This window comes from Bacillus sp. EB V-12, assembly GCF_056158125.1.
Genome location: NZ_JBUXJL010000013.1, coordinates 32,668 through 47,259 on the forward strand (window position 1 = coordinate 32,668; position 14,592 = coordinate 47,259).

Sequence of the window (14,592 nt, forward strand, 5' to 3'; positions counted from 1 at the left end):
ATTAGTTTAGACAAGCCTTAATAATAGTTTATTAAAATGAAAGTGTATTCATTCATTATATTCACTGTGTATAAAGTTATAATGATATGAACATTTGCATATTTTAATTTATTGATAGAAATTTCATGAAAGGTGGGATATTCTAGTCATAGGTTAACCGGACGACATCATAGGATCCTAACAAAATGTTTACAATAATTCAATTATAAAATGGAGGATTTTATATGAAAAAGAAAGTACTTGCTTTAGCGGCAGCTATTACATTAGTTGCTCCATTACAAAGTGTTGCATTTGCTCATGAAAATGATGGGGGACAGAGATTTGGAGTTATTCCGCGCTGGTCTGCTGAAGATAGACATAAAGAAGGCGTGAATTCTCATTTATGGATTGTAAACCGTGCAATTGATATTATGTCTCGTAATACAACACTTGTAAAACAAGATCGAGTTGCACTATTAAATGAATGGCGTACGGAGTTAGAGAACGGTATTTATGCTGCTGACTATGAAAATCCTTATTATGATAATAGCACATTTGCTTCACATTTCTATGACCCTGACAATGGGAAGACTTATATTCCGTATGCAAAGCAGGCAAAGGAAACTGGTGCTAAGTATTTTAAATTAGCTGGTGAGTCTTACAAAAATAAAGATATGAAACAAGCATTCTTCTATTTAGGACTATCTCTTCATTATTTAGGGGATGTAAACCAACCAATGCATGCGGCAAACTTTACGAACCTTTCGTATCCACAAGGATTCCATTCTAAATATGAAAACTTTGTAGATACGATAAAAGATAATTATAAAGTAACGGATGGAAATGGATATTGGAACTGGAAAGGTACGAATCCAGAAGATTGGATTCATGGAGCGGCAGTAGTTGCGAAACAAGATTACGCTGGCATTGTAAACGATAATACGAAAGATTGGTTCGTGAGAGCTGCTGTATCACAAGAATATGCAGATAAATGGCGCGCTGAAGTTACACCAATGACAGGTAAGCGTTTAATGGATGCACAACGTGTTACTGCTGGATATATTCAGCTTTGGTTTGATACGTACGGAAATCGTTAAGTATTTAAAAAAGGTCAAATCTCAGAATAGAGTATTTGGCCTTTTTATCACTATACAATACATGGAGGTATGAAACGTGAAAGGTAAATTGCTAAAAGGTGTACTTAGCTTAGGTGTTGGTTTAGGAGCTTTATATAGCGGAACGTCAGCTCAAGCAGAAGTGTCTACAAATCAAAATGATACATTAAAAGTGATGACGCATAATGTATATATGCTATCAACAAACTTATATCCGAACTGGGGACAAACTGAGCGTGCTGATTTAATCGGGGCGGCAGATTATATAAAGAATCAAGATGTAGTTATATTAAATGAAGTGTTTGATAATAGCGCTTCAGATCGTTTATTAGGGAATTTGAAGAAAGAATATCCAAATCAAACAGCAGTATTAGGTCGTAGTAGTGGAAGTGAATGGGATAAAACGTTAGGAAACTATTCATCTTCAACTCCTGAAGATGGTGGCGTTGCGATTGTGAGCAAATGGCCAATCGCTGAAAAGATTCAATATGTATTTGCAAAAGGATGCGGGCCAGATAATTTATCGAATAAAGGATTTGTATACACGAAAATTAAGAAAAATGATCGTTTCATTCATGTGATTGGGACGCATTTGCAGGCTGAAGATAGTATGTGCGGAAAAACTTCACCAGCATCTGTACGTACGAACCAATTAAAAGAAATTCAAGATTTTATTAAAAATAAAAATATACCAAATAATGAGTATGTGTTAATTGGCGGTGATATGAACGTAAATAAAATTAATGCAGAGAACAAGAATGATTCAGAGTATGCATCTATGTTTAAAGCATTGAACGCTTCTGTACCATCTTATACTGGACATACAGCGACTTGGGACGCAACAACAAACAGTATTGCAAAATATAATTTCCCTGATAGTCCTGCTGAGTATTTAGATTATATTATTGCAAGTAAAGACCATGCGAACCCATCATATATAGAGAATAAGGTGTTACAGCCGAAATCTCCACAATGGACTGTTACATCATGGTTCCAAAAATATACGTATAATGATTACTCTGATCATTATCCAGTAGAGGCGACTATTTCTATGAAGTAGTTTCAAAAAGTTTCTTCGTAAAGAAGAAACTTTTTTTATTTGCAAACAGGAAAATCACACTTTCTTTCCAATATGTATAAGACATATTGAGAAGAGGAGAGAAAAATGTGGATAGAGGAATTTTTAAAGAAGTTCCATTACCGTGTGCATTTTTGGATGAAATGGCTTTAGATAGAAATATTCAATCGATTATAGAGTTAAGTGGAAATAAAAAGATTCGTATAGCGAGTAAATCGTTACGCTCTGTTCCGATTATGCAAAAGATACTAGCTGCAAATGATCGATTTCAAGGTATTATGTGCTTTTCACCTAGAGAGATTTTATTTTTAATAGAACAAGGATTTAATGATTTATTGCTTGGATATCCTGCTTACGATGAAAGAGCTCTGTATGAAATTAGTTTGTTAACAAAGAAAGGTTTCATTATAACTTGTATGGTGGATTGTGAAGAGCATATTGTGTATTTAGAAAGCATTGCTGAGAAATCTAAAGGATGTTTTCGTGTTTGTTTGGATATTGATATGAGTAGTCGTTTCTTTCAATTTCATTTTGGTGTACAAAGGTCCCCAGTAAAAAATGTGCAGGATGCGTTGAAAGTAGTAGAAAAGGTGAGAAGGTCATCATATTTAATGTTAGATGGTGTAATGGGTTATGAAGCTCAAATTGCTGGGGTGGGAGATCATATACCGAATCAATGGTTGAAAAGTAAAATAATTTCATATTTAAAGCAGAAATCAGTGCTAGAAGTGAAAGAAAGAAGAGAACATATTGTAAAAGCAATACAAAACCTTGGTATTGAGCTAAGGTTTGTAAATGGAGGCGGAACAGGAAGTATAAAAACAACCGAGAAAGATAATTCAGTTTCAGAGATTACAATAGGTTCTGCTTTTTATTCTCCGAAGCTGTTTGATTATTATAAAGAGGTGAAATTTTATCCAGCGGTCGGATTTGCCTTACCAGTTGTGCGTAAACCAGTCCCGTTTATTTACACTTGCCTAGGTGGTGGATATATTGCTTCAGGAGCAGTTGGAAAAGATAAAGAGCCTGAAGTTTGGAGACCGAAGGGTGCAAAACTATTAGCTTTAGAAGGTGCTGGCGAGGTACAAACGCCAATTTTTTATAAAGGTGAGGAACGAGTGGATATAGGAGAGTCCATTTTGTTTCGCCATAGTAAAGCTGGTGAGTTATGTGAGCGTTTTCCCTTTTTGTATCGTGTTAAAAAAGGAGAGATTGTTGGGGAGTATTCAACATATCGGGGGGATGGCCAATGCTTTCTATAGAGGGACAAAAGTGGAGAAATTGGACAGGGAATGTAGAAGGAACGCCGCATTATACGATGTATCCAGAAAGTATACAAGATGTAGTAGAAGTTGTGGGACTTGCGCGAAAAAAGGGGAAGAAAATTCGTGTTGTCGGTTCAGGACATTCGTTTACACCCCTTGTGCAAACGGAAGAAGTTTTAGTTTCTTTAGATGAATTGAAGGGTATTGTGAATATTGATGCAGAGAAGATGGTTGCTGAAGTATGGGCAGGAACAAAGTTATATGATTTAGGGAAGTTACTTGAGGAAAAAGGTTATGCGCAAGAAAATTTAGGGGATATTGATTCGCAATCTATTGCAGGAGCGATTAGTACGGGGACTCATGGAACGGGTATTACCTTTGGGAGCTTATCAACACAAGTTATAGAGATTACGGCAGTTCTATCTAATGGTGAGAGTATAGTTTGTTCGGAAGCTGAGAACGTAGAATATTGGAGAGCGTTTCAGTTGTCACTTGGAATGTTAGGTATCATTGTAAAGATAAAATTGAAGGTTATTCCAGCGTATTCACTCGTTTATGAAAGTGAAAAACAGTCATTATCCACTGTAATGAACAAACTAGAAGAATATAAGAAGCATCGTCATTTTGAATTTTTCGTTTTTCCTTATTCTGATGAAGTACAAGTAAAACTTACGAACGAAACAACGAATCAAGGCAGTGATTTGAAATGGCATAAACTAAAGGTGGAGTTACTTGAAAATAGGATGTTCTCTTTACTATCTAAAGGGTGTAAATGGTTTCCTTCTATAAGTAAAGGAGTGAGTCGATTATCAGCTAAAGCTGTACCAAACACAAAAATAATTGGCCCGAGCTATGAAGTATTTGCTACATCACGTACGGTACCATTTTATGAAATGGAGTATAGCATTCCTTCAAAGTATATGAGGACGGTTGTAGAAGAAATCTCAAATCTTATTGAAAAGAAAAAGTATAAGGTGCACTTCCCGATCGAATGCCGTTATGTAAAAGGGGATGATATATGGCTTAGTCCAGCCTATGGAAGAGATTCAGCGTATATCGCTGTTCATATGTATAAAGGTATGAAATATGCTGCTTACTTTGGCGAAGTGGAAAAAATTTTTCTGAAGTATGAAGGGCGTCCGCATTGGGGGAAAATGCATACATTATCATATGAGCAATTACAAGATATATATCCAGAGTTTCATTCGTTTTTACAGGTGAGGAAATCTCTAGATGAACTTGGAATGTTTTTTAATCCTTATGCAGAAAAATTATTTATCCCGTATTAACTGGCAGTAAGACCCCCGCTGATTAAGGTTTCACATTATGTATATGAAAAAGCTGACAAATAATTATTTGTCAGCTTTTTTTAGCGTAATTGCATTTCTTGTATGACTAATATGTTCATAAAATAGTAGTTTATCACGGCTAAATACATGCAGTAAAACATGAATAATAAATAGGCCGTTAATGATAAATAGGAATAACAATGTAACGAGTAATACTAAAGGCTCTGTGTGATTTAAAATAGAGCTACTAGAAAGAATATAATTGATTCCGCCTAGCGCAAAATAAAATATACCGTAGCGAATAAATAGTTCTTTTAATGTAATACGATTTGATTTTCCTTTCACGTGAATGCGAAGCAATGCTTTCCCAATTGTTTTTCCATTCGTAAAGTATGGAATAATAATAAAGTAAATAAGGATTGAACACGTAATGAAAATGAGTTCATACATATTGGTGTAAGATTGCATATTAGAAACGAAGAAAGAATTTCCTTTGTTTTTAACGACAGGTACGACGATAGATAAGAAAATCCAATCAATTTGCATTGCGATAAGGCGACGAATGAATCCGACTGGTTTCGTTTCCAAATTAATATGACTATCTAACTCGTTTGTCTTCGGAAGGAAGTACGTAAATATTGGTGCAATGATAAAACCAATTACGCCACCTAATGTATTTAAAAACAAATCATCGATATCAAATAATCGGTATGCACAATTGTATATACCGTATAATCCAGTCACTTGTGTTAGCTCAAAAAATAGTGAAAGGAAAAAGGAAATGCAAATTGTTTGTAAGAAACTACGTCGGAAATAATAACGTAAGTAAATGCCGAATGGAACAGTTAATAGAACATTAAAGGCAACTTGTAAAAACGCAGACTCTTTTAATAAGTAGAAATAAGTAGTTGGTTTCGTTAAAACTGCCGATGTATGACTACTAATCTCTTGTATGAAATAAAATGGTGAGAGTTGCATGTGTTGTGTATTAGCCGGTTGTAGGCTACAAGTATCAAACGTTTGTGGCAACGGCAAAATAACAAGAAAATAGGCATTTAATAAGTAAAGTAATAATGAGTATAAAATAAATGAGCGCCATTTATTTAAATAACCGTATTTTCGATAATTAAATATTAAAAAAGGAATTAAAAGAAACATTGCTAAAAAGGGAAATAAAATAAATGCTGTTTTCACTGGAAATAAATATGCAGTCAAAGTAAAACTCCTTTCAATAAAAATTCGTTTATCATTATAGCGCTAAAAATATTTAAATACAAAGTTAAAATCTTTCGAAATAGAAATAATTACTAATTTTATAGGAATTAAGTTATAATAAATTTAATATAAGGATATTATGATTATATAAGTTGAGAGAGGGTACAAGAGATGCGATATGAACTTTTTTCTGTAAGTGGGGATCATATTACGACTTTTGAAAGTGCATGGCGTTTTCAGGAGGGAGAACAGATTTTTGTTCATGATGATCAAACAAAACGAAACTTTATTATTATTCGGCTGACGCATGATGTATTTCAACAAAATAAACATGTTATTCGTTTGTATTGTCAAGAGAAGAAAGTGTATGCATAAGAGAAGCCCTCTTACAGTATGAAAAGTAAGAGGGTCCTTACCTCGTTATTTGTGAACAGCCCAATTGATGAGGGCTGATTAAAGTTTCACTTTATCATTTTGTCCCTCGTAAGGAATAAAAAGAGAAGGGTTAATGCACATAGGTAGCATTTGATTTGGAAGAAAGGATATAGCCTTGTATTTTGTGCTTCAAAGTTTCATTGCCTTCTTTTTGAGAAAGCCATGTATGGTAATCTTGTTGTGTTTTCCATAACATACGAATCATATATTCTGCCTTATCATTTGTACGATGAACATGTGAAAACTCTATGTTAATACAACCGTTCGTTCCAGGGGAAGGATAATATTGTTTAAGCCCATAAAATAGCTCATTTTCATATCCGTACTTAATGTGAATGAGTTTAGTAACTATAAACATATAAACACCTCTTTTACGATAATAGTAGGAAAGATAGAATTACTGTAATAGTGAACTTAAATAATATTATACTATTCAGAAAATTCAAAGTAAATGATAGGTTTTAACTTAATAAAGGTATAAAAAAGCGAGTCATTCTATTACACTAGATGACTCGCTTTCAATTTGTAAGTTTTACTTTATAAGAAAATAAGAGTAAGTACACCTACGATAATACAATAGAAAGAGAAATATTTTAAATTTCCTTTTGCCATAATGTTCATAAACCATTTTAGTGAAATATACGTCATGATAAATGTTGCGATGAATGCAACGACATATGGTACGAATAATGTGTCTAGATTTGGATCATTTGCAATGTCTGTAATGCTTAACAACAAGCCACCTAAGCTAACAGGAATGTATAGTAAGAATGAGAAGCGAAGAGCTGTTTCTTGCTTCATACCAAGTAACATTGCTGCTACGATTGTGGCACCAGATCGGCTTATTCCGGGAATCAGTGCGCAAGCTTGTGCTAATCCGACGATGATTGCATCTTTCATAGAAAGGTCGCCATCATTTTTACGACCGCGTAAATTTCTAATAATCCAAAGGCCGACAGCAGTAATAAGAAGGGAAATCCCAACCATCTTCACACCTTTTAAGTACTGATCGATGTAATCTTTAAATAAAACACCAATAACACCTGCTGGAATGGTTGCAATAACAAGATAAATAATAAAGAAGAAATCTGATTTTGCGTCTTCTGCTCTTGTAAATATATAAGAGAGACCATTCTTCGTTAGACGAATTAAATCATTTCTATAAATAAGTAATACAGCTAATAATGAAGCTGAATTAACAAGTAGTTCGAAGCTAAACCCTTCTATTTTTAGTCCTAGCAAATGTTGTGCTAAAACGAGATGACCACTTGAAGAAATCGGAATTGGTTCTGTTAGTCCTTGGAACAGACCGAGAATTAAATATTTTAAAACGTAGTAAAATTGTTCCATAATAACCTCCTTGTTTATTAGTTGAAACAAACAACTTTTCCATTATAACAAAGATATGGATGAATATTGAAAAGAAATAAATATTCAAAATAAAATAAAAATCCCTTATAGCAGTATAAGGGATTTTTATTTTTAATTAAGAAGTTACTGTTTCTTGAAGACTTTTAGACAATTGAACATCGACTTTTTCAGCATCATGAATATGATTCATAATAGTAGTATTTAATTTTTGGAACATTTGTTGTGTGTTAGCGAATTCTCGTAATATGTCATCATTACAAGACTTTTGGTTTTCGATAGCCTTAATAACATTTGTAGCACCATTTTGTAACGTTTGAATCATAACTAAAATATTTTCAATTCTAGCATTTGTATCGGCGCTCATTTCTACACCTTCATCGACTAAATGTAAATTATCTTTTGTGTTATCATATGCTTTTTCAATTTCTTCTTGAATTTTTTTCGTTAAGTTGCCGATGTTTTTTGTACTTTCTGCTGTACTTTCCGCTAGTTTTCTTACCTCATTGGCAACGACAGCGAATCCTTTACCGTGCTCCCCAGCACGTGCGGCTTCAATACTCGCATTTAATGCAAGTAAATTTGTTTGTGCTGCAATGTTTTGAATGACTTCTACAATTTGCTCGATTTCCTTTGAGCGTTCGCTTAGATGATTCATACTATTAGACGTGCGTTGAGATTGTTCACCTAATTTATTAATTACAATAAGTAAGCGGTGAACGGATTCTTTTCCTTCATTAGAGCAGTCAATAATTTCTGCAATAGACTGAATTAAGCTTTGTTCCTTTTGTAACATTTCATTATTTAACTCATTGGAATGTGTCGTACGTGTTGAAACATTTTCGAAACATGAACTTAATTGTTGAACTAAATTTTGAAGTGTATTGTGTTGGTTATTTACAAGTTGATGCTCTTGGACAACGCTTTGTACACGATCGTGGATAGTAGAAATAGTCTCTTGCTTTTCAATATCCTTTTGTTTTAATTCTAATTCTAATTCTTGTATACGCTCTTCTAATTGAGCAATTGTATGTTGGAGTGATTTTTTTTGAGTAAACATGTATTTATTTCAACCGCCTTCGAAAGTTATATTTTCTCTATATTTGGATTTTAGCATCTTTTGTATTTTTTAAATATAGGAATTGTTAAATATTTAAGAATCTATTACATTTTATTCATAATTCTCTTTTTTTCGTCACGAAAAATAAACTGTATTTAATCGTTTTGTAAACAAACTGTAAAATAAATCATGTATAACTGTATAAGAAGGGAGTCGGATTATGAACTATTTTAAGCGAATCAGCTGTCTAGTATTAGCAGGAATTATCGGTCTTTCTAGTACAGTCGCTGTTAAAGCAGAGTCAAACGACGAGAAACTTAACAACATGCAACAGCAATTGCAACAAAACGATGCAGAAATGCAAAAGAAAGAGCAAGAAAAGCAAGCTGTTAGTAAAGAAATTAAAGGTATCGAAAACGAACTACATAATTTAAATAATACAATTGCAAAAAATAAAGAGGATCAAGCTGCTATTCAACGTAAAATTGATGAAACACATAAGCAGATTGAACAAAAAAAGGAAGAAATTATCGTTTTAGAGGATAAAGTCCTTGCTCGTAAAGATATTATGAGAAAACGTATGGTTTCTGTTCAAAACAGTTCAAATACAAGTTTAGTAGTAGAAGTTGTAGTAGAGTCAAAAAACTTTGCAGACTTCTTACAACGTATGAACGCAGTTTCTACTATTCTAGAAGCTGATAAAGAAATTTTACGTCTACAAGAACAAGATCTTCGTCAAATTGAAGAGGACAAGAAAACAATTGACGAAAAAGAAGCATCTTTAGTAGTAGACAAACAAAAATTAGCAAAAGCGCAAGCTGAACTGCAAGATAACCTGAAAAAACGTCAAGATAACTTGCAAACAGTTCAAGCTAAATATAATGAAGTTGCAAGCCAACTTAATTTAGCAGCGGAAGAGAAAGCTAAAATTGAATCAAATATGAAGGCAGTACAAGAAACAATTGCTCGTGAACAAGAAGCAGCAAGAATCGCAGCGGAAGAGCGTGCAAAAGCAGAAGCGGCTGCAAAAGCAGAGCAAGAAGCTTTAGTGAAAGCACAAGCAGAAATTGCTGAAAAGCAAAAACAAGAAAAAGCTAATAAACCAGCTGAACCAGTTGCTAATAATAATTCGAAGGTAGAACCTACAAAACCTGCACAACCTGAACCACCTTCTAAGCCAACTGCTGGTGGGAAAGAAATTTATGTAGAAGCTACAGCTTATACAGCTGATCCAGCGGAAAATGGTTATGCACCAGGTCAACAAGTATTTTCTGCATGGGGACACTATAACTTAACTGCAAACCCAGGAATGAAATTAATTGCTGTAGATCCAAATGTTATTCCATTAGGAAAGACTGTAAATGTTGAAGGTTATGGAGTAGCAATTGCAGCCGATACTGGTGGAGCTATTAAGGGGCATAGAATTGATGTTTTAATGCCAGATAAAGGTTCATCAAGTAGTTGGGGCAGAAGAACAGTTAAAGTTACAATTTTAAACTAAAGCGTAATCCAACTTTACAATACGTAAAGTTGGATTTTTTTATAATAATAATGTTAAGTTGAGTTTACATTTTGTTAAGGATAGCATACAATAATGGTGAGAGGTGGTAAATTTGACCATTTTAAATAGAGTAAAAGAATTAAGAGCTCGTTTTAACTTTACGCAAAGTGTATTAGCAGAAAAGGTTGGAGTAACGAGACAAACAATTGCTGCAATTGAAAAAGGGGATTACGTTCCTTCGTTGTTATTAGCACTTACAATTTGTGATGTGTTTCAGTTAAAGATGGAAGATGTGTTTGTTTTAAATAAGGAGGGGGAAGAGGATGAATAGAATTGTTTTTTCTTATATCATAAACGTGCTTTATACTGCTTTAGCATGCTGGACATTTGTTGAATTTTATAGTGTCATTACAGAGTTAGCAGATATAATTAAAAACGAGAAATTCCCATTTGAAGTATGGTTTAATGGAGTACCATTCATTTTATTATTTATTGGAGCAATTATAGTTACAATTTTTTATAGAATTCAAAAGAAAAAATATAAGAATTTATCTTTTTGGATGTATCCATTATTATTTCCGCTAGAAGATGAACGTGAAAAAGCGATTACGGATAAAGCTTGTCGAACAACATTTGTATCGTTATGGTTTGTGTTACCTTGTGCAGTTGGATTTTTAACTTTTTCGCCTATTATTAATGAATATCTTCCTGGATACCCATTATATATTCTATTTTCTATTTTCTTTATTCAAATGACAGTATTTCACGTATCACTATACAGAAATAAATTAGCTTAAAAAGAAACCTTCTTGCACTGGCAAGAAGGTTTCTTTTTAAGCTAATACTTGTACATATAGCGATATTATTTTATCATTTTATATAGAGTAAGATTTTGTAAGGGAAAGGAACTGTGTATGAATAAGCAAAGAATTTATAGTATAGTAGCAATTCTGCTATTTGTTGTAGGTGGCGTATTAATTGGAAAGCCATTTTATGATGGATATCAGGCTGAAAAGAAACAGACTGAAAATGTGCAGGCTGTTCAAAAGATGGATTATGAAAAGCATGAGACGGAATTTGTAGATGCTTCCAAAATTAATCAACCAGACTTGGCGGAAGTAGCGAATGCATCATTAGATAAGAAACAAGTAATTGGTCGTATTTCGATTCCAAGTGTTTCAGTAGAACTGCCTGTTTTAAAAGCTTCTACTGAAAAAAACTTATTATCAGGTGCAGCGACAGTAAAAGAGAATCAAGTTATGGGAAAAGGAAATTACGCATTAGCAGGACATAATATGTCTAAAAAAGGTGTTTTATTTAGTGATATAGCTTCTTTGAAAAAAGGCGATAAAATCTATTTGTATGACAATGAAAATGAATATGAGTATACGGTTACTGGTGTATCTGAAGTAACTCCTGATAAGTGGGAAGTTGTAGAGGATCATGGGAAAGATGAGATAACGCTTATTACATGTGTATCTGTAAAGGATAATTCTAAGCGTTATGTTGTTGCTGGTGATTTAGTAGGAACGAAGGCGAAGAAGTAAAAAAGAAGGTGAACTCTTTAAAGAGTTCACCTTCTTTTTTTACTAATGTTGAGAAATAATAGAATATTTTGGTTTGTATTCAAATATTATTCTATTTATGTATAATAAAGTTAGGATTCTATATTTTAGGAGGAACAAGAGTGAGACAACAGGTGAAGAAACTTCTTTTAACAACGAGTATAGCGTTATTGGTAGCTCCAATTTCAGCTTATGCACATCCAGGGCGTACAGATGCTAATGGCGGACATACGTGTCGTACAAATTGTGAGAAATGGGGATTACAGTACGGGGAATATCATTATCACAATAAACCAGCTTCTAGTAGTGGCGCAACGAGCCCAGCTCCTAGCCAGAATAATAATAGTGCTGTAGAAGCTGAGAGACAAGCAGAAGCACAGCGCAATACTGAGGCGGAAAAACAACGTGCTGCAGAAGCGCAACGCAACGCTGAGGCGGAAAAACAACGTAATGCAGAAGCACAGCGTAAAGCTGAAGAAGAGAGACAACGTGTAGCCGAGGAACAAAGAAAAGCTGAAGAGGCACGTAAGCAAGAGGAAGCGCAGCGCCAAGCTGATATGGAAAAAGGTCAACTTGAAGGTCAAAAGAATGGAGAAACTGATTTTAAAGCAGGAAAAAATGATGCAGAAGTGCATGTAGCTGGAAAATCTGATGCATATAAACAAGCGTTTAAAGCGACTTATGCAGCCGTATGGTCTTTAGAAGAGCAGAAGAAAACGCATTTTGAAAAAGGAAAAGAACAAGGTTTAGCACAAGAGACGATGGACGATAGTCAAGTTGCTCCAGAGTTTAAGGTAAACTTTGCAGACGGATTCAAAGTAGGGAATAAAGAAAGAACAGAAAAAATTGAAAAAGAGCAAGCTGAGTTAGGGGAAAAGACAGGGAAAGAACTAGCTGAAAAGAATCCTGGGAATAGAGAGAAAGAAGTATACGTGAAGGCATATGAAACAGCGTATGAAAAAGGCTATAAGTCTACAAAAAAGGCAGTAGAAAAGGCTGGCTATAAGTATGCATTTGAAAACTATGATTTAAAAGTTCCTGCTAAGTATGAAAGAAATGAATTGTTAAAGAAATGGTTTACTGAAGGATTTAAATCGAATAAAAAAGCAGCGGAAATTCGAGAAGAAGGGTATAAAAAGGGAGACAGCTGGTTCTCATTCTTCTATAAGAGTTTCGTACCAAGTGAATATAAAGAACATAAAGAGCTGTACGAACAAGCAATTGAAAAAGGTAAAACAGCATAAAAAAAGATGAGGAGAAATTCCTCATCTTTTTTAATCCATCCATTTCACTAATTTCTTAGAAATTAATAATAAAACACAACCTAGTACAATTGCCACAGCGCCAATAACCGTGAATACTTCAGCGTATCCAAGTGAAGTTGTGAAGCTTGCAAGTTGTCCGCCTAAAATGTTGGCGATACCTGAACTTGCTAGCCATACACCCATTAGTAAAGATGCTAATTTTACCGGAGCAAGCGCACTAACCATTGATAGTCCGACAGGTGATAAGAATAGCTCACCTAACGTATGGAAAAGATACGTAAAGACGATAAACAGTAAGTTTGCTTTTTCTGTAATGTTATGTTCATCACTACCTGTTTTTAATGTAGCGATAACGAGAATGATATAACCGATACCGAGCAAGATCATACCAAGTCCCATTTTAGTTGGGATTTTTAAATCACCCTGCTTGCGAGTTGCAAGTTTTGCCCATAATGCAGAAATGACTGGAGCAAGCAAAATAATAAATAATGGATTGACCGATTGGAACCAAGATGTTGGAACTTCCCATCCGAACACAGAGCGGTCTACAAATTTGTTTGTATATAATGTTAATGAGCTACCAGCTTGTTCAAAGCCAGCCCAGAAGAAGACAACGAAGCATGTTAAAATGACGATAACTGCGGTACGTTGTTTTTCTTTTTTTGTTAACGGTGTATCTCCTACTGATGGTTGTCCAGCAGCTGTTTGTAAATCGCGAGTTGGTTTTTTACCGATATTACCAAGGAAGCGATTTGATAGTGTTGTAAATAAAATTTGTCCAATGATCATTCCGATTGAAGCGGCTAAGAAACCGTAACGGAATCCGTAATGTACAACGCCATCAACTGTTGTTTTGAATAAATTTTCTGATAAAAATCCGCAAACGAGTGGAGCTAAAAATGACCCGACGTTAATACCCATATAGAAAATGGTAAATGCACTATCACGTTTTGGATCGTTCTCTTCGTATAATTCCCCAACCAGTGTAGAGATGTTCGGTTTGAAGAATCCGTTACCGATAATAATAAGCGCTAATCCGAGGTATAGGCCTAATTGGTTTTGCAAGGCAAATAGTGTAAGGTTACCGATTGCCATTGTTATACCACCAATTGTAATCGCTTTTCGTCTACCTAGAAAACGATCTGTTAAGTATCCACCAATCATTGGTGTGAAATAACAGGCTCCAGTGTAAAATCCGTAAATAGAGAGTGCCCATGCGGGACTAAACCCAAGACCACCGCTTACTAAAGCTGTCGTTAAATATAATGTTAATAATCCTCGTAATCCATAGTAACTAAATCTTTCCCACATTTCTGTAAAGAAGAGTAAGTATAAACCTGGAGGATGTTTCTTTTTTCTTTGTTGTTCTCTTTCTAGTTGTATCGCTGATTCCATGTTATTTTCCTCCTGACACAAACAAAAACAAAGTTAATAATTTTGTACATTTAATATTTTAC

At 34.3% G+C, this 14,592-nt stretch carries 15 protein-coding genes; 10 read left to right on the forward strand and 5 right to left on the reverse strand.

Annotated features, from left to right (window positions below; translation table 11 throughout):
* The first annotated feature begins 224 nt into the window (after positions 1-224).
* The 4 genes from cerA to ACZDYH_RS26320 all read left to right on the forward strand — a co-directional run bounded on the left by cerA (position 225) and on the right by ACZDYH_RS26320 (position 4,726).
* Complete coding sequence (cerA, locus tag ACZDYH_RS26305) at positions 225-1,076, forward strand: phospholipase CerA (RefSeq protein WP_000730998.1); 852 nt, start codon at positions 225-227, stop codon at positions 1,074-1,076.
* A gap of 76 nt (positions 1,077-1,152) precedes the next feature.
* On the forward strand, positions 1,153-2,154 hold the full coding sequence (gene sph / locus ACZDYH_RS26310; RefSeq protein WP_434713488.1) for a sphingomyelinase C: 1,002 nt from the start codon (positions 1,153-1,155) through the stop codon (positions 2,152-2,154).
* A 107-nt stretch (positions 2,155-2,261) separates the two neighbouring features.
* On the forward strand, positions 2,262-3,434 hold the full coding sequence (locus ACZDYH_RS26315; protein WP_000373736.1) for an amino acid deaminase/aldolase: 1,173 nt from the start codon (positions 2,262-2,264) through the stop codon (positions 3,432-3,434).
* Complete coding sequence (locus ACZDYH_RS26320) at positions 3,422-4,726, forward strand: D-arabinono-1,4-lactone oxidase (protein ID WP_434713490.1); 1,305 nt, start codon at positions 3,422-3,424, stop codon at positions 4,724-4,726. Before ACZDYH_RS26315 ends, ACZDYH_RS26320 begins: the two co-directional genes overlap by 13 nt.
* A gap of 63 nt (positions 4,727-4,789) precedes the next feature.
* On the opposite strand, the gene ACZDYH_RS26325 is transcribed toward ACZDYH_RS26320, so the two are convergent.
* A complete protein-coding gene (locus ACZDYH_RS26325) occupies positions 4,790-5,941 on the reverse strand; it encodes a VanZ family protein (RefSeq protein WP_000128028.1) in 1,152 nt (383 codons plus the stop codon).
* Positions 5,942-6,112: 171 nt separating this feature from the next.
* Here ACZDYH_RS26325 and ACZDYH_RS26330 point away from each other — a divergent pair, with 171 nt between their 5' ends.
* Positions 6,113-6,316, forward strand: coding sequence for a hypothetical protein (locus ACZDYH_RS26330; protein WP_001268332.1), 204 nt, complete (start codon positions 6,113-6,115; stop codon positions 6,314-6,316).
* Positions 6,317-6,446: 130 nt separating this feature from the next.
* Here ACZDYH_RS26330 and ACZDYH_RS26335 read toward each other — a convergent pair whose 3' ends face one another.
* The 3 genes from ACZDYH_RS26335 to ACZDYH_RS26345 all read right to left on the reverse strand — a co-directional run bounded on the left by ACZDYH_RS26335 (position 6,447) and on the right by ACZDYH_RS26345 (position 8,804).
* On the reverse strand, positions 6,447-6,734 hold the full coding sequence (locus ACZDYH_RS26335; RefSeq protein ID WP_000471249.1) for a hypothetical protein: 288 nt from the start codon (positions 6,732-6,734) through the stop codon (positions 6,447-6,449).
* Positions 6,735-6,913: 179 nt separating this feature from the next.
* Entirely contained in the window at positions 6,914-7,726 is an 813-nt protein-coding gene (locus ACZDYH_RS26340; RefSeq protein ID WP_000434794.1) for an undecaprenyl-diphosphate phosphatase, read from the reverse strand.
* Positions 7,727-7,862: 136 nt separating this feature from the next.
* Entirely contained in the window at positions 7,863-8,804 is a 942-nt protein-coding gene (locus ACZDYH_RS26345) for a methyl-accepting chemotaxis protein (RefSeq protein WP_000495036.1), read from the reverse strand.
* A 220-nt stretch (positions 8,805-9,024) separates the two neighbouring features.
* Between ACZDYH_RS26345 and ACZDYH_RS26350 the strand changes: the two genes are divergently transcribed.
* From ACZDYH_RS26350 to ACZDYH_RS26370, 5 genes are all read left to right on the forward strand, one after another.
* Entirely contained in the window at positions 9,025-10,305 is a 1,281-nt protein-coding gene (locus ACZDYH_RS26350) for a 3D domain-containing protein (RefSeq protein ID WP_149214794.1), read from the forward strand.
* A gap of 112 nt (positions 10,306-10,417) precedes the next feature.
* Entirely contained in the window at positions 10,418-10,636 is a 219-nt protein-coding gene (locus tag ACZDYH_RS26355; protein ID WP_000154019.1) for a helix-turn-helix transcriptional regulator, read from the forward strand.
* Complete coding sequence (locus ACZDYH_RS26360; protein ID WP_001080043.1) at positions 10,629-11,102, forward strand: DUF2178 domain-containing protein; 474 nt, start codon at positions 10,629-10,631, stop codon at positions 11,100-11,102. The genes ACZDYH_RS26355 and ACZDYH_RS26360 overlap by 8 nt, the downstream gene beginning before the upstream one ends.
* A 117-nt stretch (positions 11,103-11,219) precedes the next feature.
* Complete coding sequence (locus ACZDYH_RS26365; RefSeq protein ID WP_001041727.1) at positions 11,220-11,852, forward strand: class A sortase; 633 nt, start codon at positions 11,220-11,222, stop codon at positions 11,850-11,852.
* Between the two features lie 140 nt (positions 11,853-11,992).
* Positions 11,993-13,114 (forward strand): YHYH domain-containing protein, encoded by a 1,122-nt coding sequence (locus ACZDYH_RS26370; protein ID WP_048558574.1) that lies wholly within the window; start codon positions 11,993-11,995, stop codon positions 13,112-13,114.
* A gap of 30 nt (positions 13,115-13,144) precedes the next feature.
* Here the strand turns inward: ACZDYH_RS26370 and ACZDYH_RS26375 are convergent, their stop codons facing one another.
* Positions 13,145-14,530: a peptide MFS transporter gene (locus ACZDYH_RS26375; RefSeq protein ID WP_000443143.1), complete on the reverse strand. Its 1,386-nt coding sequence runs from the start codon at positions 14,528-14,530 to the stop codon at positions 13,145-13,147.
* Positions 14,531-14,592: the final 62 nt, after the last annotated feature.

Coding starts and splice junctions, on each gene's coding strand:
- cerA (WP_000730998.1), top strand. CDS start 225: ATGAAAAAGAAAGTACTTGCTTTAGCGGCAGCTATTACATTAGTTGCT.
- ACZDYH_RS26320 (WP_434713490.1), top strand. CDS start 3,422: ATGCTTTCTATAGAGGGACAAAAGTGGAGAAATTGGACAGGGAATGTA.
- ACZDYH_RS26330 (WP_001268332.1), top strand. CDS start 6,113: ATGCGATATGAACTTTTTTCTGTAAGTGGGGATCATATTACGACTTTT.
- ACZDYH_RS26335 (WP_000471249.1), bottom strand. CDS start 6,734: ATGTTTATAGTTACTAAACTCATTCACATTAAGTACGGATATGAAAAT.
- ACZDYH_RS26340 (WP_000434794.1), bottom strand. CDS start 7,726: ATGGAACAATTTTACTACGTTTTAAAATATTTAATTCTCGGTCTGTTC.
- ACZDYH_RS26345 (WP_000495036.1), bottom strand. CDS start 8,804: ATGTTTACTCAAAAAAAATCACTCCAACATACAATTGCTCAATTAGAA.
- ACZDYH_RS26350 (WP_149214794.1), top strand. CDS start 9,025: ATGAACTATTTTAAGCGAATCAGCTGTCTAGTATTAGCAGGAATTATC.
- ACZDYH_RS26360 (WP_001080043.1), top strand. CDS start 10,629: ATGAATAGAATTGTTTTTTCTTATATCATAAACGTGCTTTATACTGCT.
- ACZDYH_RS26365 (WP_001041727.1), top strand. CDS start 11,220: ATGAATAAGCAAAGAATTTATAGTATAGTAGCAATTCTGCTATTTGTT.
- ACZDYH_RS26375 (WP_000443143.1), bottom strand. CDS start 14,530: ATGGAATCAGCGATACAACTAGAAAGAGAACAACAAAGAAAAAAGAAA.